This window comes from Jejudonia soesokkakensis (assembly GCF_042664795.1).
In the GTDB taxonomy this organism is placed as follows: Bacteria; Bacteroidota; Bacteroidia; order Flavobacteriales; family Flavobacteriaceae; genus Jejudonia; species Jejudonia soesokkakensis.
This window is the reverse complement of sequence record NZ_JBHTBN010000001.1, coordinates 843,868-866,321: the sequence shown is the minus strand read 5'-3', so window position 1 is coordinate 866,321 and position 22,454 is coordinate 843,868. Positions and strand designations below refer to the sequence as shown.

Annotated in this window: 28 protein-coding genes; 20 read left to right on the top strand and 8 right to left on the bottom strand. The window is 36.8% G+C overall.

Going from position 1 to position 22,454, the window contains the following annotated elements; all coding sequences use genetic code 11:
- The first annotated feature begins 51 nt into the window (after nt 1-51).
- From ACFQO1_RS04000 to ACFQO1_RS03975, 6 genes are all read left to right on the top strand, one after another.
- Complete coding sequence (locus tag ACFQO1_RS04000; RefSeq protein ID WP_380216680.1) at nt 52-738, top strand: ABC transporter ATP-binding protein; 687 nt, start codon at nt 52-54, stop codon at nt 736-738.
- A gap of 154 nt (nt 739-892) precedes the next feature.
- On the top strand, nt 893-1,072 hold the full coding sequence (locus ACFQO1_RS03995) for a hypothetical protein (protein ID WP_380216679.1): 180 nt from the start codon (nt 893-895) through the stop codon (nt 1,070-1,072).
- Nucleotides 1,073-1,358: 286 nt separating this feature from the next.
- On the top strand, nt 1,359-1,931 hold the full coding sequence (locus ACFQO1_RS03990) for a cob(I)yrinic acid a,c-diamide adenosyltransferase (RefSeq protein WP_380216678.1): 573 nt from the start codon (nt 1,359-1,361) through the stop codon (nt 1,929-1,931).
- Nucleotides 1,932-2,074: 143 nt separating this feature from the next.
- Nucleotides 2,075-2,296 (top strand): DUF2795 domain-containing protein, encoded by a 222-nt coding sequence (locus tag ACFQO1_RS03985; RefSeq protein WP_013070580.1) that lies wholly within the window; start codon nt 2,075-2,077, stop codon nt 2,294-2,296.
- A 195-nt stretch (nt 2,297-2,491) separates the two neighbouring features.
- The gene (secA, locus tag ACFQO1_RS03980; protein WP_380216677.1) at nt 2,492-5,848 is read left to right on the top strand and encodes a preprotein translocase subunit SecA; all 3,357 of its coding nucleotides are present in this window, start codon (nt 2,492-2,494) and stop codon (nt 5,846-5,848) included.
- 80 nt (nt 5,849-5,928) lie between these two features.
- Nucleotides 5,929-6,405, top strand: coding sequence for a DUF4199 domain-containing protein (locus ACFQO1_RS03975; protein ID WP_380216676.1), 477 nt, complete (start codon nt 5,929-5,931; stop codon nt 6,403-6,405).
- A gap of 6 nt (nt 6,406-6,411) precedes the next feature.
- Here ACFQO1_RS03975 and ACFQO1_RS03970 read toward each other — a convergent pair whose 3' ends face one another.
- Genes ACFQO1_RS03970 through ACFQO1_RS03960 form a run of 3 tightly spaced genes read right to left on the bottom strand, consistent with a single transcriptional unit; the run spans nt 6,412 to nt 8,954 of the window.
- Nucleotides 6,412-7,848: a hypothetical protein gene (locus ACFQO1_RS03970; protein ID WP_380216675.1), complete on the bottom strand. Its 1,437-nt coding sequence runs from the start codon at nt 7,846-7,848 to the stop codon at nt 6,412-6,414.
- Nucleotides 7,820-8,425, bottom strand: coding sequence for a hypothetical protein (locus ACFQO1_RS03965; protein ID WP_380216674.1), 606 nt, complete (start codon nt 8,423-8,425; stop codon nt 7,820-7,822). Before ACFQO1_RS03965 ends, ACFQO1_RS03970 begins: the two co-directional genes overlap by 29 nt.
- Nucleotides 8,409-8,954, bottom strand: coding sequence for an RNA polymerase sigma factor (locus tag ACFQO1_RS03960; protein WP_380216673.1), 546 nt, complete (start codon nt 8,952-8,954; stop codon nt 8,409-8,411). The genes ACFQO1_RS03965 and ACFQO1_RS03960 overlap by 17 nt, the downstream gene beginning before the upstream one ends.
- A gap of 149 nt (nt 8,955-9,103) precedes the next feature.
- Here ACFQO1_RS03960 and ACFQO1_RS03955 point away from each other — a divergent pair, with 149 nt between their 5' ends.
- On the top strand, nt 9,104-9,676 hold the full coding sequence (locus tag ACFQO1_RS03955) for a DUF2383 domain-containing protein (protein ID WP_380216672.1): 573 nt from the start codon (nt 9,104-9,106) through the stop codon (nt 9,674-9,676).
- 78 nt (nt 9,677-9,754) lie between these two features.
- Here ACFQO1_RS03955 and ACFQO1_RS03950 read toward each other — a convergent pair whose 3' ends face one another.
- The 5 genes from ACFQO1_RS03950 to ACFQO1_RS03930 all read right to left on the bottom strand — a co-directional run bounded on the left by ACFQO1_RS03950 (nt 9,755) and on the right by ACFQO1_RS03930 (nt 12,327).
- A complete protein-coding gene (locus ACFQO1_RS03950) occupies nt 9,755-10,132 on the bottom strand; it encodes a hypothetical protein (RefSeq protein ID WP_380216671.1) in 378 nt (125 codons plus the stop codon).
- Nucleotides 10,133-10,256: 124 nt separating this feature from the next.
- Complete coding sequence (locus ACFQO1_RS03945) at nt 10,257-10,646, bottom strand: rhodanese-like domain-containing protein (protein ID WP_380216670.1); 390 nt, start codon at nt 10,644-10,646, stop codon at nt 10,257-10,259.
- Nucleotides 10,646-10,954, bottom strand: coding sequence for a rhodanese-like domain-containing protein (locus tag ACFQO1_RS03940; protein WP_380216669.1), 309 nt, complete (start codon nt 10,952-10,954; stop codon nt 10,646-10,648). The genes ACFQO1_RS03945 and ACFQO1_RS03940 overlap by 1 nt, the downstream gene beginning before the upstream one ends.
- A gap of 117 nt (nt 10,955-11,071) precedes the next feature.
- Nucleotides 11,072-11,770, bottom strand: coding sequence for a thioredoxin family protein (locus ACFQO1_RS03935; RefSeq protein ID WP_380216668.1), 699 nt, complete (start codon nt 11,768-11,770; stop codon nt 11,072-11,074).
- A gap of 11 nt (nt 11,771-11,781) precedes the next feature.
- A complete protein-coding gene (locus ACFQO1_RS03930; protein ID WP_380216667.1) occupies nt 11,782-12,327 on the bottom strand; it encodes a TlpA family protein disulfide reductase in 546 nt (181 codons plus the stop codon).
- A 164-nt stretch (nt 12,328-12,491) separates the two neighbouring features.
- On the opposite strand from ACFQO1_RS03930, the gene ACFQO1_RS03925 reads away from it, so the two are divergent.
- The 13 genes from ACFQO1_RS03925 to ACFQO1_RS03865 all read left to right on the top strand — a co-directional run bounded on the left by ACFQO1_RS03925 (nt 12,492) and on the right by ACFQO1_RS03865 (nt 22,370).
- Nucleotides 12,492-12,941, top strand: a complete 450-nt coding sequence (locus tag ACFQO1_RS03925) for a MarR family winged helix-turn-helix transcriptional regulator (protein WP_380216666.1) — start codon at nt 12,492-12,494, stop codon at nt 12,939-12,941.
- A gap of 24 nt (nt 12,942-12,965) precedes the next feature.
- Nucleotides 12,966-13,535, top strand: a complete 570-nt coding sequence (locus ACFQO1_RS03920; protein ID WP_380216665.1) for a YceI family protein — start codon at nt 12,966-12,968, stop codon at nt 13,533-13,535.
- A gap of 217 nt (nt 13,536-13,752) precedes the next feature.
- Nucleotides 13,753-15,150, top strand: a complete 1,398-nt coding sequence (locus tag ACFQO1_RS03915) for an anthranilate synthase component I family protein (protein ID WP_380216664.1) — start codon at nt 13,753-13,755, stop codon at nt 15,148-15,150.
- Between the two features lies 1 nt (nt 15,151).
- On the top strand, nt 15,152-15,718 hold the full coding sequence (locus tag ACFQO1_RS03910; protein WP_380216663.1) for an anthranilate synthase component II: 567 nt from the start codon (nt 15,152-15,154) through the stop codon (nt 15,716-15,718).
- 47 nt (nt 15,719-15,765) lie between these two features.
- Complete coding sequence (trpD, locus tag ACFQO1_RS03905; RefSeq protein WP_380216662.1) at nt 15,766-16,764, top strand: anthranilate phosphoribosyltransferase; 999 nt, start codon at nt 15,766-15,768, stop codon at nt 16,762-16,764.
- A gap of 112 nt (nt 16,765-16,876) precedes the next feature.
- Nucleotides 16,877-17,662 carry an indole-3-glycerol phosphate synthase TrpC gene (gene trpC / locus ACFQO1_RS03900; RefSeq protein WP_380216661.1) on the top strand — a complete coding sequence of 262 codons (786 nt, stop codon included), beginning with the start codon at nt 16,877-16,879 and terminating at the stop codon, nt 17,660-17,662.
- 1 nt (nt 17,663) lies between these two features.
- Nucleotides 17,664-18,365, top strand: a complete 702-nt coding sequence (locus tag ACFQO1_RS03895; protein ID WP_380216660.1) for a phosphoribosylanthranilate isomerase — start codon at nt 17,664-17,666, stop codon at nt 18,363-18,365.
- A 7-nt stretch (nt 18,366-18,372) separates the two neighbouring features.
- Nucleotides 18,373-19,554: a tryptophan synthase subunit beta gene (trpB, locus tag ACFQO1_RS03890; RefSeq protein WP_380216659.1), complete on the top strand. Its 1,182-nt coding sequence runs from the start codon at nt 18,373-18,375 to the stop codon at nt 19,552-19,554.
- A 40-nt stretch (nt 19,555-19,594) separates the two neighbouring features.
- The gene (locus ACFQO1_RS03885) at nt 19,595-19,888 is read left to right on the top strand and encodes a GIY-YIG nuclease family protein (RefSeq protein ID WP_465262156.1); all 294 of its coding nucleotides are present in this window, start codon (nt 19,595-19,597) and stop codon (nt 19,886-19,888) included.
- Between the two features lie 58 nt (nt 19,889-19,946).
- Nucleotides 19,947-20,714 carry a tryptophan synthase subunit alpha gene (gene trpA, locus ACFQO1_RS03880; RefSeq protein ID WP_380216658.1) on the top strand — a complete coding sequence of 256 codons (768 nt, stop codon included), beginning with the start codon at nt 19,947-19,949 and terminating at the stop codon, nt 20,712-20,714.
- Between the two features lie 76 nt (nt 20,715-20,790).
- A complete protein-coding gene (locus ACFQO1_RS03875; RefSeq protein WP_380216657.1) occupies nt 20,791-20,919 on the top strand; it encodes a hypothetical protein in 129 nt (42 codons plus the stop codon).
- A gap of 112 nt (nt 20,920-21,031) precedes the next feature.
- Nucleotides 21,032-22,057, top strand: coding sequence for a helix-turn-helix domain-containing protein (locus tag ACFQO1_RS03870; protein ID WP_380216656.1), 1,026 nt, complete (start codon nt 21,032-21,034; stop codon nt 22,055-22,057).
- A 154-nt stretch (nt 22,058-22,211) separates the two neighbouring features.
- Entirely contained in the window at nt 22,212-22,370 is a 159-nt protein-coding gene (locus ACFQO1_RS03865; protein ID WP_380216655.1) for a lmo0937 family membrane protein, read from the top strand.
- Nucleotides 22,371-22,454 lie beyond the last annotated feature (84 nt).

The following is a 22,454-nucleotide window of genomic DNA, read 5'->3' as shown; positions in this document are numbered from 1 at the left end:
ACTTTGCGTCATATGACCAAATCATAATTTCAACCAAGAGAAGCACAATCAATGAGTTTAGTTATCAAGATCAGAGATATTAGAAGAGACTTCCCATTAGGGCAAGAAATTGTAAAGGTGTTAAAGGGAATTGACCTAGACATCGAGCGTGGAGAGTATGTCGCATTAATGGGGCCTTCGGGGTCTGGTAAATCTACTTTAATGAACCTTCTAGGATGTCTTGACACACCTACGTCAGGATCGTACGAACTAAACGGTGCCGATGTGAGTAATATGTCTGATGATGAATTGGCCGAAATCAGAAACAAAGAAATTGGTTTTGTCTTTCAAACCTTTAATCTCTTACCGCGAACTACAGCTCTAGAGAATGTAGCCTTACCCATGGTGTATGCCGGTGCTTCTAAAAGTGCCCGTACCAAACGTGCTGAAGAAGTATTGACCGATGTAGGATTGGCAGACCGTATGGACCACAGACCCAACCAACTTTCGGGAGGACAGCGACAACGTGTGGCAGTAGGTCGCGCACTGGTCAACAAACCTTCTATTATTCTTGCCGATGAGCCTACAGGAAACCTAGATTCTAAAACATCTGTCGAGATCATGAATTTATTTGATGAGATTCATGCTTCAGGAAACACAGTAATTCTAGTTACACATGAAGAGGATATCGCGCAACATGCTCATAGAATCATCAGACTTCGGGATGGTATCGTAGAAAGTGATAACAGAACGAGATAGTATAGTAGTAGGGTAGATTTTTGGTATTTTGGTATTAAACTGACAACTGACAACTGAGAACTGAGAACTGAGAACTGTCAACTCATAACAGAGTGTTTCAGAATTTAGGATTTCATTCTTTGGAATTTGAACCCCTAGACTGTATCTTCACGCTATGGAATTTTTGGATCTTTCAAACCCTGTGGTTCTTATCATTGGTGGCGTCGTATTGCTAGCAATCGTCTTGTATTGGAATAGGTACACTTCCAAACGACAGCGCTCCCGCGGACGCAGAAGCTTCAGAAAAAATTATTACGAACGCCGAAAAGAACAAGAGAAAAAGAGTAAGCAGTAAGCAGTAAGCAGTAAGCAGTAAGCAGTAAGCAGTAAGCAGTAAGCAGTAAGCAGTAAGCAGTAAGCAGTAAGCAAAAATAAAATTTCAACAAACAACTCACAACCTGCCTGTCGTGCCTCTGGCAGGCAGGTGCCTCGGGCAGGCAGGCAAACAACTCACAACAGAGAACAGACAACAGTGAACAGACAACAGAGAACAGACAACAGAGAACAGACAACCGATAACCGACAACCGATAACCGACAACCGATAACCGACAACCGATAACCGATAACCGATAACTATATATGAAGATTTACACCAAAACAGGAGACAAAGGAACGACCGCATTGTTTGGAGGCACACGAGTCCCTAAACATCATATTCGGATTGAAAGCTACGGAACGGTAGATGAACTTAACTCATACATTGGCTTGATACGCGACCAGGAAATTGACCCCCGATCAAAAGAAATATTGGTACACATTCAGAATAAATTATTTACTGTAGGCGCTATTCTTGCCACAGATCCTGAAAAAGCGACCTTAAAAAACGGAAAAGAACGTCTCAATATTTCTAAAATTTCTTCGGAAGAGATTGAACGCCTCGAAACCGAAATGGATAGAATGAATGAGTCGTTACCGCAAATGACGCACTTTGTATTACCCGGCGGACACACAACAGTGTCATATTGTCACATTGCGCGTTGTGTGTGTCGTCGCGCAGAGCGCCTGGCTACTCAATTACACGAATTTGAACCTACCGACGAACGTGTTTTAATGTATTTAAACCGACTCTCTGACTATCTCTTTGTGCTGGCACGAAAGTTGTCCTTAGACTTGCAAGCTCAAGAGATAAAGTGGATCCCTGAGAAACTGTAATCTTTAGTTAAATATAAATTATAACCTACTGTATTACAGTTTTTTATAAACGTTCTTGAAAATACAGCATAAATAATTACGATTTTTCTTGACTTTTTAATCTAAAAAATTATTTTTGCAGCAAATTAAAAACAATTAGTACTATGTACTGGACTTTAGAATTAGCATCCTATTTAAGCGATGCACCCTGGCCGGCAACAAAAGATGAACTAATCGATTATGCGATTAGAACAGGAGCCCCACTAGAAGTAGTAGAAAATTTACAAGCGATTGAAGATGAGGGAGACTCATACGATTCAATTGAAGAAATTTGGCCAGATTATCCCACAGATGATGACTATTTGTGGAACGAAGACGAATATTAACGTAAAGGCGTATACCGCCTACATACAATAAAAGAGATTGAAACAGTATCTCAACATCATAAAAAAAGTCTCTGTTTACAGGGACTTTTTTAGGTTTACACCTATCTTTGAAAAGTAGCTTATTTTAGTTCTTTTTAAAAGAAATACATAACAACAAACTATAAAACGTGCTTCGGCACGTATAACAATAATATAATGGGATTACTAGATAGCGTATTAAAAGTATTTGTAGGAGACAAATCCAAAAAAGATATTGGCGACATTCAGCCGTATGTTGATGAAATTAAAAAACACGAGGGAGCTATAGAAAAGCTCTCTATTGATGAGTTAAGAGCGAAGTCTGATGCCTTTAGAAACAAGATCAAGGAAGACCAAAAAGCCATACAGGATGAAATTGACTCCCTTCAGCTTGAAGCAGAAGCCATGGAGGATATCGATAAGAAAGAAGATATCTATAATAGAATTGACGCGCTAAAAGATGAACGGTATGAAGTTGAAAAAGCAACATTAAATGAAATACTTCCCGAAGCCTTTGCTGTCGTAAAAGAAACTGCAAAGCGTTTTAAAAATAACACAACCATTACAGTGACGGCTACTCCTTTTGACCGTGAACTTTCTGGAGAAAAAGAATATGTAACATTGGATGGTGAAAAAGCAATCTGGAACAATTCATGGGATGCAGCAGGGAAACAAGTGACCTGGGATATGGTACATTATGATGTGCAATTGATTGGCGGGGTAGCTTTACATCAAGGAAAAGTAGCAGAAATGCAGACGGGAGAAGGAAAAACATTGGTTGCTACACTTCCCGTATACTTAAACGCACTTGCCGGAAACGGCGTGCATCTTGTAACTGTGAACGATTACCTTGCAAAACGGGATAGCGCATGGATGGCGCCTATTTTTGAATTCCACGGAATGAGTGTCGATTGCATTGACCACCACCGCCCAAACAGTGAAGCACGTCGAAAGGCATATAATGCAGATATTACCTACGGAACCAATAACGAATTTGGTTTTGATTACCTACGTGATAACATGGCGCATGCGCCGAAAGATTTGGTACAGCGTCCACACCATTACGCCATTGTCGATGAGGTGGATAGTGTCTTAATTGATGATGCTCGTACGCCTTTAATTATTTCAGGACCGGTACCACAGGGAGACCGTCATGAATTTAATGAGTTAAAACCTAAAATTCAGGATATCGTTGATGTACAACGTAAATACCTAACAGGCGTCCTTGCTGAAGCTAAAAAACTTATTGCTGAAGGTGATCTCAAAGAAGGTGGTTTTCACCTCTATAGAGTATTTCGCGGATTGCCAAAAAACAAGGCTTTGATCAAATTCCTTTCAGAAGAAGGAGTACGACAAACGCTTCAGAAGACCGAAAACTTCTACATGCAGGACAACAACCGTGAGATGCCAAAGATCGATGCGGAGTTGTATTTTGTTATTGACGAAAAGAACAATCAGATAGAATTAACAGACAAGGGGGTTAACTATCTTTCAGGAAATGACAATCCAGACTTCTTTGTCATGCCAGAAATGGGTGCCGAAATTGCTAAGATCGAAAGCAAAGGTTTAACCCCAGAAGAAGAGGCGGAAGAAAAAGAAGTATTATTTAGAGAGTTCGGGATTAAAAGTGAACGTATTCACACCTTGAGTCAGTTATTAAAAGCATATGCCTTATTTGAAAAAGATACGCAGTATGTAGTAATGGACAATAAGGTAATGATTGTTGACGAACAAACAGGTCGTATCATGGATGGCCGTCGTTACAGTGACGGATTACACCAGGCGATTGAAGCAAAAGAAAATGTCAAGATTGAAGCAATGACGCAAACGTTTGCAACCATTACGCTTCAGAATTACTTTAGAATGTACCGCAAATTAAGTGGGATGACAGGTACGGCAGTAACCGAAGCAGGAGAGCTTTGGGAGATCTACAAACTCGATGTAGTTGAAATTCCAACCAATCGTCCTATTGCCCGTGATGACAGAGAAGACAAAATTTACAAGACCAAACGTGAAAAATACAACGCTGTTATTGACGAGGTAAATGATCTTGCAAAAGCCGGAAGACCTGTATTGATTGGTACCACTTCGGTTGAGATAAGTGAATTGTTAAGCCGAATGTTAAGCATCCGAAATGTTTCACACAATGTATTGAATGCAAAACTGCATAAAAAAGAAGCAGATGTAGTTGCTGAAGCAGGAAACAGCGGAATGGTAACTATTGCAACAAACATGGCAGGTCGTGGAACCGATATTAAATTGAGTGATGAAGTGAAAAAAGCCGGCGGACTCGCAATTGTAGGTACCGAACGTCATGATAGCCGCCGTGTAGACAGACAGTTAAGAGGTCGTTCTGGTCGACAGGGGGATCCAGGAAGCTCACAGTTCTACGTTTCGTTAGAAGACAATTTAATGCGTTTATTTGGTAGCGAGCGAATTGCCAAAATGATGGACAGAATGGGCTTAAAAGAAGGAGAGGTCATTCAGCATTCTATGATTTCCAAATCTATCGAACGGGCTCAAAAGAAAGTAGAGGAGAATAACTTCGGAATTCGTAAAAGGTTACTAGAATATGATGATGTGATGAACGCGCAGCGTGAAGTAGTCTACAAGCGTCGTTACCATGCATTGTTTGGAGAGCGACTACGTGTAGATGTTGCCAATATGATCTATGATACTGCGGAAGTAATTACCGAAAGCAATAAAATGGCTCAGGATTATAAGAACTTTGAGTTCGAACTCATACGGTACTTCTCTATGAGTTCTCCAATTTCTGAAGCTGAGTTTGAGAAAATGGACATGCAGGCTATTGCTGGAAAAGTTTACAAATCGGCCTACCAGCACTACAATGATAAAATGGAGCGCAATGCAGAGATGGCATTTCCTGTAATTTCAAATGTGTATGAAACTCAAAAGGATAAATACAAAAGAATTCTGGTTCCTTTCACAGACGGAGTTAAGACTATCAATGTAGCAACAGATCTAGAAAAAGCGTATGAAACCAAAGGAAAGCAATTGGTTCATGATTTTGAAAAGAATATTACACTAGCCATTATTGACGATGCATGGAAAACACATTTACGTAAAATGGATGAGTTAAAGCAGTCGGTTCAGCTTGCAGTGCACGAACAAAAGGATCCGCTTTTAATATACAAATTTGAGGCTTTCGAATTATTTAAGAAAATGATCGAGAAGGTAAATAAAGAAGTGATTTCGTTCTTATTTAAGGGAGAGCTTCCGAGGGAAAATCAACAACAGATACAAGAAGCCCGCGAAGTAAAATCAAAAGAAAAGTTAAGCGAACAGAAAGACGAAATTCCAAATATGGACGAACGTGCTGCACAGGCGAGAGCTGCAGGAAACACTCAGCCACAACGCCAGCAAGTAACCGAAACTATCGTTAGAGATCAACCTAAAATTGGAAGAAACGATAAAGTGACGATCAAGAATGTGATGAGTGGTGAAAACAAGACGTTAAAGTACAAACAGGCCCTTCCTTTATTAACGAAAGGTGAATGGGTGTTAGTGGACTAACGAAGTCAATCGTATATTAAAAATCCCGAAGTGAAAACTTCGGGATTTTTTTTAATACCTTAGTTATCTAAAATTGTACTATGAAAAGGGTTAAAATAGAATTAAAGTGGGCAATCATATTTACCATAATGTCGCTTGCCTGGATGTTATTAGAGAAAACATTAGGATGGCACGATGAAAGTATCGCAGATCATTGGTGGTTAACCTTATTCTTTCTTCCATTTGCCGTGATCATCTATTTACTTGCAATGCGGGAAACCAGACGACGTGTTTACAAAGGAAAAATGACATGGAAACAAGGATTTCTATCTGGTTTACTCATGGCAGTATTTGTAACGTTACTTTCCCCTTTAGCACAATATATCACCCATAACTATATTACACCAGAGTATTTCGAATCAGTGCGGAATTATTCGGTAACGAATGAGCTCATGTCTATTGAAAAGGCGAATGCGTATTTTAATATTACAAGTTATATCTGGCAAGCTGCCATTGGTGCTTTTGCGGGTGGTTTTATAACTTCTGCAATAGGAGCATTATTTTTGATGAGAAAGTAGTAGGGATTACTGTACTTGAAGATTGCTGTACAAGGCATTAATGGTAATTGTTTTATTGAGGTTTCTATTGGTTTTAAATCCTTGAACATAAACATTCTCTCCTCTTTTGGTATTTGTCAACTGTAATGATTTTGGATATCGAAGCGTAGATTTCTTCCCTGTAAAATAGAAGGTAAAATCAGAGGTTGGTGTAATTAGGATAGCATCATTATTTTTAAGGGTAATACTAATTTTTCGAAAGGTACTTGCGATATTATCTATCTTAATATTCCCTAAAGAACCCGTTAGATCTGCATCTTTTACTATGGTCCCTATTAAAATGTCACTGGAATTAGCGCGCAAATTGATACGGTCAATCGTACTAATAGTGCAATTATCTACAAATTTTACGTACAAAGTGCCATGCTTCCAATTATTGATTATAACAGGAGCATAAGCAGCATTGATGAGGGTTTCCCCCCCATCAATACTGTTAGCTGTAAATGGCGAATAGTTTAGTTTCGCTTTCACATTCATGACATCTGCCATTTTTATTTCACCATGACGAACATCAATCTCTGTCTTTGCATTTTTAGGCATCCGGATGATGATCGTCTTTTTAGCCTTTACATTTTTTACCTTACCTGTGGTATCGCTTCGTAAAATAATGGTCTTATTTCCCTGTGGATCTGTGATAATTTTTTTGGTAAAATTTCCATCCTTACCATAGGTATTTTCAAACTCCTCTGCCCACTTTTCCATATCTTTTCCAAAGTTCTCACCCCAGTTCTCCATTTCCTTGCCAAACTTTTCTTCCCAGGCTTTCATATTACTTTGCAACTCTTCAGAGATCTTACCCCCATTCTTTTCATTCCATTCATTTGCAAACTCATTAGCCCACTTCTCCATTTTCATTTCGAAGTCCTTGCCAAATTTTTCTTTCACTTCTTGCTCCCATTTTTTCATATACCCTTCTTCATTTTTCTGAAAAGCTTCATAATCAAATTGTAAGTTTCCGAAGTCACGCATAAGATCTTCAGGAAATGCAGGCACTTTCATAGTAGTAAGCATAGGCATATCCTTAAGCATAGGTCCAAGAAATTCAAGTTCTTTAAGGGCATCAAGATTTGATAAAGCATTTACATTCCCCCATGATTGCTGAGGAAAACTAGAAATAACAACTCTGTTACTATTTCCAAGGACTTCTAAATTCCAACTATCAAGAATTTCTGCTTTCTCTTCTTTGGTAAGGTTCTCCCCTTCAACTGTGGCTTCAACTTCTACCTTATTTTTGTTCCAAGTTTCAAAAATGATGTTCGTGTACGCTGTGTTTACAGCCACGACAACATCTTCACCATGTACATCAAAGCTTTCTTTATACTTGGTCTGCGCAGTAATTGCAAATGAGACGACAAGCAAAAAAATGCTTACAATGCTACGTTTGTATACTATTGTATTGTTCATTGTTTTGATTTTTTAGTTCTTTTAATTTGTTTTTAAGTTTGAACAGCAGCTCTAATCTTAATTTTAAATTATCTATTAATGCAGTGATGGTTGCTTCAGATGGTCCCATGGTTGTAAGCTCTTCGTTAAGAAAGCTGTATTCTTTGTCCAGTTCGCTCAATTGTTCCATATACCCGTCGATAAGGTCTTTATTATCTTGTGTAATTTCCAGCGAGCTAAGCTGCACATTAATACCCGTCATATAAAAGTCCTCGATCTTTTTTAGATCTGGAGAAATATCCCCTAATGTCATTTGCTTTGCGACTTCGGTTGTTTTAATAGCCGGTGACGTATCTGCTACCGTAATCTCGCTTTTTTCTGAAAGACTATAGTATCCAAAAATACTCACAGCTATAAATGTAACGGCAATAGAAGCTATTTTAAGCCATGAAAATGTAGGTCCATTCTTTTTTGAAGCACCCTCATTTTGAGGGAATGCCTCTGCAAGCCTTTCGGCAAAACGAGCCTCATGACCTTCGGTTAAAGAAGGTGTAGCATGCTTAGTATTTCGCATCATATCTCTAAGATCCTGTGCCATATTGCAAATGTTTTAAGGTTTCTTTTAATTTAATTTTTCCGCGATGAAGGTTTGTTCTCGAAGCACTTTCAGAAATACCAAGTATCACAGCAATTTCTTGATGATCATAGCCTTCTATTAAAAAAAGCTGCACCACCTTACTGTAATGGTCTGGTAATTTTTCTATGGCTTCATGCACCGCAGCTACTGTGGTAGCATCGGGCACAGACCAGTCTTCCTCTTCATCGACAATGCTCATTGTCTCTTCATTGATGGACTGCACTTCCAGTTTTCTCGCTTTGATGGTATCGAGACACGTATTAATGACAATCCGTTTTAACCAGGCTCCAAAAGTGACATCACCTTTAAACTGATGTATCTTTTTAAACGCCTTGATAAATGATTCCTGCAACGCATCTTCTGCAGTTGCAGTATCTTTTAAGTACCTGCTCGCAACAATAAACATTCCGTCACAGTATTGCTTATACAAAGCCATTTGTGCTCTAGGATTATGCTCCTTGCATTGTTCAACAAGTAATGAATTAGACAATAGTGATGGTTTAATTTAGTTGCTGTTCCCCGTAAAGACGATAAAGTTATAACAGTGTTTCAATTGTTAACTAAAATTTAGCTTAAAAAATTTATAAAGTGCATTTCTAATGGGTACCTTTAACTTACTTTTGAACAAATTGTATTGTCATGAAAGAAAATTACACTGATTTTAATAAACTTAATAGACTTCTAGTAGCCAGTTTTGAAGCAGAAAAACTGTATTATAATGCAGCTCAAGATGCACAAACTACAGAACTTAAACGTTTTTTAAATTATATGGCTGTTGAAAGAAATAGAATGAGCCATAGTATCTCTAATGAATTACATGGAAGAGATATTGAGCCTCTAAAAGAAGATGCAGATAAAGGTAATTTGGATCGAACCTGGCATGAAATTAAAGAAGCATTAGAACACTTTAATTCTGACGTGATTATTAACCAGTGTATTGCAAGAGACCGAAATAACGTAAAAAGATATGATGATCTTATACTTTCAGCAAAATTGCCTAGTGAGATCATAGAAATACTTGAAAAGCAACGGGATCAACTTAACTGGTATATGAAACAGGCCGAGCAACACAAAAATGATCCATTTAAAAAAGAGGCTTCTACCAGAGATGAGGCGTTGGGAAACGCAACCCCATCCTCGAAGAAGAGTGATGGGAAAAACGACACAAAAGAAGTTGGTAAAATTATTTCGTTTAGATCTAAAGCGATGTAGTTTACTATCTAACTAAATTTAAAAAAAGCCCGATGTTTTTAACATCGGGCTTTTTTTAATGATAATATCATACATACTTTATGCACTTACCGCGCCATCCAAAACTTCTTCTTTTACATTATTGTAATAAAACAACATCGTTTTATAGAACCTTGAGGCATTGTCTCCGTCTTCTAAGCATCCTTTTAATGTTTCTTCTAAATTGGTATATCTCACTTTCTCTGAAACTGCTTCATTGATATCAAACAAACGTATCGCATCCATACTTCTAGGCTTAGAGTTCCATAATGAGATAACTCGTGACTCATAATCGATAGTTACATCAATCGTATTAAAATAAAACTTTAATAATGCTTTCTGAAATTTATAATACTCGCTTTGAGTAGATTCATTTTTACAACTCTTTTTAATAAGTTTACGCATTTCTTCTTTGATAATCTGATTTGGATTTTTCATAGCATAAGATTTTACTTATACTAAGATAACGATAGGTTTTTAGTCAGCTACAGAAATAGAAGCTGTTTAGCTTCATTTTAACTACATAATTACCAAATAGTTAAAGAAATTAAGAATACTTTTATTAGTTTTCAGTTTCAAGGCCTTCTGCATCCCAGGCAGTAATTCCTCCATTTAAATCATAAATTTTAGTAAAACCAAGCTCTTTCAGAATTTTAGAGGCTTTTGCGCTTCGGCCTCCTTTTTTACAGTACACATATACGGGTTTATCTTTATCTAATTCTTCAGCTCTTTCGATAAAATCTGAATCTGTTACACAAATATTCTGAGCGCTTTTAAGATGAGAGGCTTCGTATTCAGTCGGAGTTCTAACATCTAATAATTGAATGGTAGCATCCTGAAGAAGCGCGGCTCTCATTTCTTGAGGAGTGACCCGATTTACAGTAACTGAAGTATCTTCATGACAGCTTTGTAATGAAAAGAATAGGGTAAATAATACAAATAGATATTTCATTACACAGTTTTATCTCCTTCCCAATTTTCAAATCCCCCCATAAGATTATACGCATTTTCAACTCCCAAGGATCTCAATATTGCACATGCCTGAGCGCTTCTGCCTCCAGAACGGCAGTATACATAATAATTTTTTGAAGTATCTAATTGCTTTACGTTTTCAATAAAGGCTGCGCTATTGTAGATGTCCATTTGCTTCGCATTAGGGATCATTCCTTCTTCTACTTCCGCATCTGTTCTAACATCTAGGATAACGGCTGCAGGGTCTTCTGCTAACTGTTCTGCCCATTGTTTTTGTTGTAGATCCATGCTAAGTTTTATTTAAAATTTCAGTAAAAATACAAATTCTAATGCTACTGAATAAAAAAATTCGGTCTCGATACAACAGACGTATCAAAACCGAATTTGTTCCAATTTTTTAAGAGCTTATTGCTTTACTGAGCAACCAATCGCTTTAGTTTCTTTGACCGAAACTTCTTTACCGGCTAATAGTTCGTTGACCGCATTTGCCAAAAACCGATCTTTTACATTTGCTGCGTTACGAACATCATCATCAATGGCGCCTATATACTTCACAATATTTTTGCCATCTTCTTTTTGTAATAAGTATACGTGAGGCGTTTTGGTAGCGCCGTACGCTGCATATATTGACTGGCTTTCATCGTACAAATATGGAAACGTAAAGCCAGCTTCTTTTGCTTTTTTCTGCATCAACTCATATGTATCGTCTGGTTGCACCTCCGGATTGTTCGGATTAATAGCTATAACAGGATACCCTTTTGTTTTAAACTCTTTATCCAGCCCAACGATTCTAGACTCACTGGCAACTGCATACGGACATGTATTACAAGTAAAGATCACAATAAATCCCTTGGCGTCTTTATAATCACTTAAACTTACCATAGTACCATCCACATTTTTAAGAGTAAAGTCTGTTGCTTCACTCCCTATAGTATATCCTTTAACTGCACTTGGATTAGGTAATTCTTTAACTTCGGTTGGAATATATACTCTATCATTTTTTGCAATATCTTTCGAGGTTTCTTTTTTGCTTTCTTGGCAGCTTGTAAACGCAAAAGAAATTGCTAGAACCAAAGTTCCTATTACTATTCTTGTTTTTTTCATGGTGTGTATTTTTATAAAATTGATTTAACTTCTGTTTCTAATTCTTCGTATGTGAATTCTTTTTCATAGAATTTTCTACGATTCTTATTATATATAACTGTTGCTGGAATAGCACCACTCCAGTTCTTGTCCACTTTGGGAATCCAACTATTGGCGTCACCATCATCTAGCAAAATAACTTGAGATTTTAGGCCTCTATTTTCTACAAATGGAATTACTTGTTTTTCTAAAACATCTGGAAAATCCAGACTTACCAAAATAACTTTAACCTTATCATCTGCGTAATCCGCATTTATTTTTTCGAAATAGGGTAATTCTTTTATACACGGTTTACACCACGTTGCCCAAAAGTTTACTACGTACGTAGTATCGTTTTTTTTCTGAAGAAACTTCTCGAATTCTTCAAAATTATAACTCGGTATAGCTAATTGCGCTGTCTCTTCAGGCATGTTAGCAGTTTCTCCAACCAAAGCAGAATCAAAAGCTGCAGGCTCTTCTTTTTTTGATTCTGCACAAGAAATCAGTAGCACAATTACAGATAAAAAGATGTATTTCATAGGGTTAAAAATAATATAACTGAAAGTATTGACATTCATTTTTAACACTACATTATATATTAATCTTGATACTAGATTTTTTCTGAAATTAAAATTGTGTTAAATGTAATATACAATATATAAAATTCTTTACATTTGTATGTACAAATATTGTTATTACAAGAATGAATATTGAAGAAGCTATAAAATCTATCCACAAAATGGGATTAACTACCAAAACAGTAGTAAATCTTATGTATACCTCTCGTGTTGTCGAAGAACACATCGCAAGAGTGTTTAAAGAATATGAATTGAGTACACAACAATATAATGTGCTCAGAATACTTCGTGGACAAAAAGGAAACCCTGCAAACCTCTCTACGATTCAAGAACGTATGGTGGACAGAAGTAGCAATGCTACGCGCCTTGTAGACAAACTCTTAAAAAAAGGATGGGCCAAGCGACGTGTCTGCCCAGAAAATAGAAGAAAAGTGGAAATAACGATTACAGAAAGCGGATTAGACCTATTAAAAACGCTCGATCCAATTACCGAAGAAAACAATAAAAACATATTAAGTAATCTTACTACTTCCGAATTAGAAACCCTCAATGACCTATTAGACAAATTAAAATAAATATTCACTTAACAAGTAAACACTATGAAAACTATTTTTAAATCAGTATTAATTTTAACCGTAGCCGTTGGCGCTACAGCATTTACAACAACTATGAAAAAGACAATTAATGTGGAGACAAGCACCATTACATGGAAAGGTAAAAAAGTATTGGGTTCACACACAGGAACCATCAATCTACAAGAAGGATACCTTGAAATGGATGGCGATCAACTAACTGGAGGAATGTTTGTCGTAGATATGACCTCTATTAATGTAACCGATCTAAAAGCAGGCGAAGGAAAAGAAAAATTGGAAGGCCACCTTAAAAGTGATGACTTTTTTGGGGTAGAAAATTTCCCGACAGCAACATTAGTGATTAACAGCGCTACTAAAAATGCGGATGGTTATATTGTTAATGGAGATATTACTATAAAAGGTACGACACTTCCTATTGAATTCGATCTTGACATGGGTGCAGATTTTGCCGCTACCAGTTTAAAAATTGACCGAACCAAATTCAATGTACGCTATGGAAGTGGAAGTTTCTTCGACAATTTAGGAGATAACACGATTGCCGATAATTTCGAACTAGACGTTACCCTAAAATTTTAAATCAATTTTAAGCGGTTGTTTCAATTATGATTTTTATATTTGAACCAACAAAATTTACAATGACAAATACACATACATGGTGGTGGAATAAATTACGAGCAACAGTCGTGAGCTAGACCCCATATGTATATCCTATACAAAAAGCCTGTCTTTCACGACAGGCTTTTTTAATTTCTGTCAAGGCAGGATTAAAAAAATGCAATAAGATACATTAACTATGAAATACAATCTTACAACACATTCTAAAAAGCTGCTTGCAGATACACTCACACCTGTATCGGTGTATCTTCGGCTTCGGGATAAATTCCCCAATAGCCTGTTATTGGAAAGCAGTGATTATAGAGCCAACGACAATACCTTCAGTTATATATGCTGTAATCCTATTGCTTCTATTAAAATTGAAAATGAAGTAATTACGCAGAAATTTCCAAATGGATCTCAAAAAGAAAATCACGTTACGCCACAACTTTCGATTCCTAAAGTGTTAGAAGATTTTACGCAATCTTTTGCTTCGGAAAATGCTTCCTTTAAATTTATAAACAATGGAGTGTTTGGATATATGGCATACGATGCAGTACGCTATTTTGAAGATATTTCAGTCTTAAAAAAGAAAGGTGGCATCAACATTCCAGATATGTATTATGCAGTCTACCAGAATATCATTGCCATCAATCACTTTAATAATGAAGCCTATATTTTTTCACATAATTATAATTCCGAAAGTAATATTCCTCAGATTGAACAGTATCTAAACTCAAAAAACTTTGCCGAATATCCTTTCAATCTAAAAGGCGAACGAGAAACTAACCTGAAAGATGACGAATTTAAAGCCTTGGTACAAAAGTGTAGGGAGCATTGCCTGCGTGGAGATGTTTTTCAGATTGTGCCTAGCAAACGATTTTCACAAGGTTTTACAGGAGACGAATTCAATGTGTATCGCGCCCTGCGGAGTGTAAATCCGTCTCCGTATCTTTTTTATTTTGACTATGGAAATTTTAAAATCTTTGGCAGTTCTCCTGAAGCTCAATTAGTAGTAAGTGGTAACAGAGCCGAAATTCATCCCATCGCTGGAACTTTTAAGCGTACTGGTAACGATGAAGAGGATGCAGCACTTGCAAAACAATTGGCTGCAGATACTAAAGAAAACAGCGAACATGTGATGTTGGTTGACTTGGCTAGAAATGACCTAAGCCGTCATGGAAGTGAAGTAACTGTTGAGACATATCGTGAGGTTCAGTTTTTCTCACATGTGATACATCTGGTAAGTAAAGTGGTTGCTACCTTGGATGATAACGCATCTACGATGCAGATTGTAGCAGACACCTTCCCGGCGGGAACGTTAAGTGGTGCTCCAAAACATAATGCCATGAAATTACTGGAAAAATATGAAAACATTTCCCGTGAGTTTTATGGAGGCGCGATTGGTTTTATGGATTTCTACGGAAACTTTAACCATGCGATAATCATTCGTTCTTTTGTGAGTAAAAATCACACATTACATTATCAGGCAGGTGCCGGAGTCGTGAGCGAAAGTAATGAAGAAAATGAATTACAGGAAGTGTATAATAAATTAGGTGCTTTAACTAAAGCACTTGAACTAGCTGAAACTATATAAGATGAAAATAATAGTCATAGACAACTACGATAGCTTTGTGTACAATCTCGTACATTATTTGGAAGAAATGGATTGTGAAGTAACCGTGTGGCGTAACGATAAATTTCACATAGATGACCTTGAAGGTTTCGACAAAATCTTATTATCGCCAGGCCCTGGTATTCCTGACGAAGCAGGTTTATTAAAGCAAGTGATCAAACAATATGCCGGCAAAAAACCCATTCTAGGTGTTTGTTTGGGGCAACAGGCTATTGGTGAAGTATTTGGCGGAAGCCTGATAAACTTAAAAGAAGTATATCATGGCGTAGCAACAATGGCAATGCAAACGGTAAACGATAATGCATTATTTAAAAATATTAATAAAGAATTTGAAATTGGTCGTTATCATTCTTGGGTGGTCAACAAAGAGGATTTTCCTAAAAGTTTAGAGATTACTTCGGTTGATGAAAACGGACAAATAATGTCGCTACGTCATCGCGAATTTGATATTTGTGCAGTACAATTTCACCCAGAAAGTGTCTTAACACCCGATGGCAAAAAAATGATGAAAAATTGGGTTCAAAAATAATATGATAAGTAACTTCTCTCCCTTTGGGAGAGATAGAGAGAGGGTTTATGAAAAATATTTTAAACAGATTAATCAATCACGAGCAACTCACAAAAGAGGAGGCACGCAATGTATTGGTTTCGATTTCCGAAGGAAAATACAACCAAAGTCAGATAGCAGCATTTCTTACGGTCTATATGATGCGAAGTGTGGGTCTCGAAGAACTCGAAGGGTTCCGGGATGCCTTATTAGACTTGTGTCTTAAAGTTGATGTGTCCAACTACAATACAATTGACCTATGTGGAACAGGCGGTGACGGTAAAGACACCTTCAATATTTCAACCTTAGCTTCTTTTGTTACTGCAGGAGCAGATGTGCTTGTTACCAAGCACGGTAACTACGGAGTTTCTTCGGTAAGTGGCAGCAGCAATGTGATGGAGCACTTGGGGATAAAGTTTAGTAATGATTCTGACTTTTTAAAACGTTCGCTGGACGAGGCTGGCATCTGTGTTCTGCATGCTCCCCTATTCCACCCTGCGATGAAAAATGTGGCTCCCATTCGGCGTGAATTAGGCGTAAAAACATTTTTTAATATGTTGGGCCCAATGGTAAATCCGGCGTTTCCTGAAAATCAGTTAGTAGGGGTTTTTGACCTGGAACTGGCAAGAATGTATGGGTATCTCTACCAAAAGGAAAATAAAAAATACGCGGTTTTACACGCAATGGACGGTTATGATGAAATATCACTTACCGGGCCTGCAAAAATGATTACAAATGCTTCGGAAAGAGTGATCACTGCGGAAGATTTTAAGGTCTCACAAATTAAGCAATCTGACATCTACGGCGGAAATAGCGTAGAAAGTTCCGCCGAAATATTTATGAATATCCTAAACGGAAACGGCACCGAAGCTCAAAATAATGTGGTCTGTGCCAATGCCGGAGTTGCGATTTCAGTGGTCGAAAATTGCACAGTAACCGAAGGATTTGAAAAAGCACAGGATTCATTGAACAACGGAAAAGCATTGGAAAAATTGAAGAAATTACAGAAACTCAGTAAAGAAAAGTAGAATTATACGAATCCCCCTTTGAAAGGGGAATAAGGGGGATGTTTTTAATTATTTAATAAATTTTAAGAACACACCTAAAGTCCCCTCAAGGGGATAATTCACAAAAAATGATATGACCATACTAGAAAAAATAACAATCTATAAACGGAAAGAAGTTGAAGCTAGGAAAAAAGCTTTTCCAATTTCGATCTTAGAAAAGGCTACTTTGTTTGAGCGTGAAACTGTTTCACTTTCGCTTGCACTTAAAAATGCTTCCACCGGAATTATAGCCGAACATAAACGCAGATCACCCAGCAAATCGGTAATTAATAATAACGTACAGGTGCAGGAGGTGGCAAAAGGATATGAAGCTGCGAGTGTAACTGGCATGTCAGTTTTAACCGATACTAATTTTTTTGGAGGCTCCTTAGATGATCTATTGGTAGCGAGAAATGCAGTGTCATTTCCATTACTTCGCAAAGAATTTATCATTGACCCGTATCAGATTTTTGAAGCAAAAGCCTATGGCGCCGATGCCATTTTATTAATCGCTGCTTGTCTTTCTGAAAAAGAACTCAAAGAATTTTCGACCCTTGCTAAAAAGCTTCAGTTGGATGTGTTACTAGAAGTGCATAATGAAGAAGAATTACAAAAATCATTACATCCTTCCGTAGATATGCTGGGCGTGAATAACCGAAACTTAAAAACATTTGACGTATCCTTAGATAGTAGCAAAGCACTTTCCGAAGCTATTCCAAGTAACTTTGTAAAAGTTTCAGAGAGCGGAATTAGTTCTATTGAAGCTATAAAAGAGTTAAAAAATTATGGGTATCAAGGATTCTTAATTGGCGAGAATTTTATGAAAACAGATGATCCTGGAAAAGCAGCCTCAGCATTTATAAAAAAATTAAACGCGTAGTATGAGTAACATCGGACTTAAAATATGCGGAATGAATGAGAATACGGCCGAAGTTGCAGCACTGAGACCTGACTATCTTGGCTTCATCTTTTACGAAAAAAGTCCGCGAAATTATACAGCCGAAAGGATTTTCTATCCGCCTGGAGCTTCACAAAATGTGGGAGTTTTTGTAGATGCTTCAGAAGCATTTATACTCGAAAAAATTAAAAGATTCAATCTTCAGGTCGTTCAATTACACGGCGATGAAAGTCCGTATAATTGTGCATCGCTTAAAAACGCAATTAGTCTCGAAGCACAAAGGTCTAGCGATGCGCACCCCAATCAGGGAGTGCACAATATAAAAGATACCGATATCTGGAAAGTGTTTTCTGTAAAAGACAGTTTTGATTTTTCGGTAGTAAAAGCCTACGAACCTTTTGTTGATGCTTTTTTATTTGATACCAAAGGAGCTGCCAAAGGGGGCAACGGAATCACCTTTAATTGGGAGATTTTAAAAGAGTATCCTAGTAAAAAGCCATTTGTATTAAGTGGTGGCATAGGCTTGGAAGAAGTTTCAGAAATTAAAAAATTAATACAATCCAATATTCCTTTAATGGCAGTAGATGTCAATAGTAAATTTGAAGATGCACCAGGATTGAAGAACATTCAGAAATTAAAAAAGTTTAAAGAAGAATTAGCAACGATTATAGAACCAAATAAGTAAAAACTATATGAATTATAACGTCGATGAACAAGGATACTATGGAGATTTTGGCGGGGCCTACATTCCGGAAATGCTCTATCCCAATGTAGAGGAATTACGTCAAAATTATTTAAAGGTCATGCAGGAGCCCGCTTTTAAAAAAGAGTTTGATGCGTTGCTGAAAGAATATGTAGGACGCCCTACTCCGTTGTATTATGCAAAACGGTTTTCAGAAAAGTATAACACCAAAGTCTATCTCAAACGAGAAGATCTTTGCCACACTGGAGCACATAAGGTCAACAATACCATCGGACAAATTTTAATGGCGAAACGCCTTAACAAAACCCGAATCATTGCCGAAACTGGGGCAGGACAACACGGCGTTGCCACCGCCACAGTTTGTGCGTTAATGGGATTGGAATGCATTGTCTATATGGGTGAGATCGATATCCAACGACAGGCTCCAAATGTGGCACGTATGAAAATGCTGGGTGCTACGGTTGTTCCGGCAAAGAGCGGAAGTAGAACACTAAAAGATGCAACCAATGAAGCCATTCGGGACTGGATTAACAATCCTGAGAACACTCATTATATCATTGGAAGTGTCGTTGGGCCACATCCCTATCCCGATATGGTGGCGCGGTTTCAAAGTGTGATCTCTAAAGAAATCGGAATTCAATTACAGGAAAAAGAAGGTAGAAATTATCCCGATTTTATAGTAGCCTGTGTGGGTGGCGGAAGCAATGCAGCCGGAGCCTATTATCATTATCTTGATAATCCAGATGTAGGGATTATCGCAGTAGAAGCTGCTGGAAAAGGAATTGATAGTGGAGAGAGTGCCGCAACCTCAGCCTTAGGAAAAGTGGGCATCATCCATGGAAGCAAAACGTTGTTAATGCAAACAACAGACGGGCAGATTACCGAGCCGTACTCAATTTCGGCAGGACTCGATTATCCGGGGGTGGGTCCTATGCACGCCCATTTATTTGCCAGCGGCAGAGGTGAGTTTATAAGTATTACCGACCAAGCTGCGATGAAAGCTGGTTTGCAATTAAGCAAACTGGAAGGAATCATTCCTGCGATTGAAACCAGCCATGCCTTGGCCATTTTTGAAGAACGCAAATTCTTGCCAGACGATGTGGTGGTGGTTAATTTAAGTGGTCGTGGAGATAAAGATCTGAACACCTATATAGAATATTTTAAATTGTAGAGTTTAGGTCATTTCCGCGAAGGCGGAAATCTTAACAATCATGGAAGATCAATTATATTATATCTACATACTTACCAATAAGAATCACAGCGTTTTATATATAGGCATCACCCATAACTTGAAGAAAAGATTAAAACAACACAAGTATCCTAGTTCAAAAGGATTTGCAAAAAAATATAACACCACTATTTTAGTTTATTTTGAATCAACACAATACGTAAAAAATGCAATCAGAAGAGAAAAGCAATTAAAGAAATGGAATCGAGAATGGAAAGAAAATTTAATAAATGACCTAAATCCAGATTGGAAAGATCTAGCATGGATGTTGGATTGATTTTACAATGTAGTGAGTTAGATTCCCACCTTCGTGGGAATGAAAAAAAATTATAAATATGAACAGAATCAACAAAAGAGTACAGGAAGATAAAAAATTATTATCCATCTACTTTACAGCTGGGTATCCAAACCTCAATGATACGGTTTCCATCATTAAGAAATTAGAGAACTCTGGAGTCGACATGATTGAAATCGGATTGCCCTTTAGTGATCCATTAGCAGACGGTCCAACCATTCAAGCTAGTTCTACTCAGGCACTCAAAAACGGAATGACCACTTCCCTGCTTTTTGAACAATTAAAAGACATTAGACAAACAGTTTCCATTCCATTGATCGTAATGGGCTATTTTAATCCAATACTTCAGTACGGAGTGGAAGCATTTTGTAAAAAATGCCAGGAAATCGGAATTGATGGATTAATTCTACCCGACCTCCCGTTAGCCGAATATAATTTGCAGTATCGAAGCACTTTTGAGAAATACGGACTTGTCAACGTATTTTTAATAACGCCCCAAACTTCCGAAGAAAGGATACGCCAAATCGATGAGGCCAGTAACGGATTTATCTATATGGTGAGTAGCGCAAGCACTACAGGGAAAACTTCCGGATTTGAAAAAGAACAAACAGACTATTTTGACAGAATAGCTAGTATGAAACTTAAGAATCCCACCATCGTTGGTTTCGGCATTAATAATGCTGAAACATTTAATCAGGCGACCAAAAATGCTAATGGTGCCATCATAGGAAGTGCGTTTATTAAAATGCTTTCAGAAAAGGGCATAAAGGGTATTACAACATTTATTGAAGCTATAAGAAAGGTTTAACGAAGCTTTACAATTGTATTAAGATGAAGTGTGGATTAAAAACTTTATTTTTAGTTAAACATTAAAAAGAAGTATCATGAAAAGGAAATTTGAAAGGAAAAAAGAACAAACAAATCCGACAAATCCTACCGGAAATATAAATCAAAAGACAAACGATTTTGATATTGATGAAAAAACAATAAAAAAGCAAAAGACAAAAGAGTAGTCTTATTAAATACAAGAAACCAAGTCCTGCAGACACTACGTTTGTAGGACTTTTCTTTTTTCATTATAATTTCAAAATAAAATTATGTTGTATATTGTATCAAATTTAAATTGTGAAAAAAATTCAGGTTCAGTCCTTACCTCTTTATGAGGTAATTAGAGATATTGCAGAAGCATTTGGAAGCTCATACGATGAAAATTGTGGTGAATATCACCTAAACCTACCAGAAAATATTGGTAAAGGATTTATAAAAGGAATTAATTTTGATGGCGGTTTTGGCATATTAATTTATCAATGTACTTTCTTTAATGATGTTGAAATCCAATTCAATGTTAATAAAACACATCCTTTAAAATTTCTTTATTGTCTAAATGGTGAATTATCACATAGATTTCAAAATGGCGAAGAATTAAATACCATTAATCAATACCAAAGTGCTATTGTTGCAAGTAAAAATTACAATGGGCACATTCTTCATTTTAAAGCAAATACCGAAACTCAAATTGGAAGCTTAGAAATTGATAGAGAACAGTTTCAGGAAAAAGTACGTTGTGAGCTCTCTAGTCTTCACCCAGAGTTGAAAACGCTTTTTACAGATTATAAAGCAACCAATCAATTTTATTACAGTGGCGATTATAGTTTGTATATAGCAGATTTGTTTAAACGCATTGAAGAATTTGAAAATAATGATTTTGTGAGACGAATTTTCTTGGAGGGACAGGCGTATGAAATCCTTACCAATCAGATAATTCAATACCATGATGACCACAATGATTCTAAAAATCGATCTTTATTGCGTAGGAGTGAACTTGATATCGTAAAAAATGCTGCTTCCCTAATTGAAAACAGCTTAAATGATCTGGAAACGATAGACGTTATGGCAGAAAATTTGGGCATCAATGTAAATAAACTACAGCACGGTTTCAAATATTTATATGGCTGCACAGTAAATATGTACATTCAAAAACAGCGACTTGATCTGGCAAAAACACTATTGACAAAAACAGATTTTAATATTTCTGAAATTGTAGAACGTATTGGACTCTCTAGCAAAAGTTATTTTTCGAAGGTATTTAAAGAAATGTATTCCATCTCTCCATCTGAGTTTAGAACAAATCACAAAAAAAGAACGACTTAATTTAGATGATGATTAGCGTTATCAAATAAACCTATAGCGCTATTCACCTATAATTTACTATTTATTATTACTTCTAGTTAAATTCTGTTAACAGAAATTATTGGTCAGTTTTATTTAATATCTTTAATATCTAACAATTAAAACAACCTAATTTATGAGAGATTTAGTATGGTTAATCGTAGTGATTCTAGTTATTGGATGGCTTATTGGCTTCATTGGTTTTGGAGCCGCTGTTGGTAATTTAATTCACATCTTATTAGTAATTGCAGTTATAATGATATTGTATAAATTACTTACAGGAAAGAAATTATAAAATCACACAATTACATTTTCAAATAGTCTTCAAAATTTTGAAGACTATTTTTGTATATTAAGTACTTACATTTAACTTCCTCTT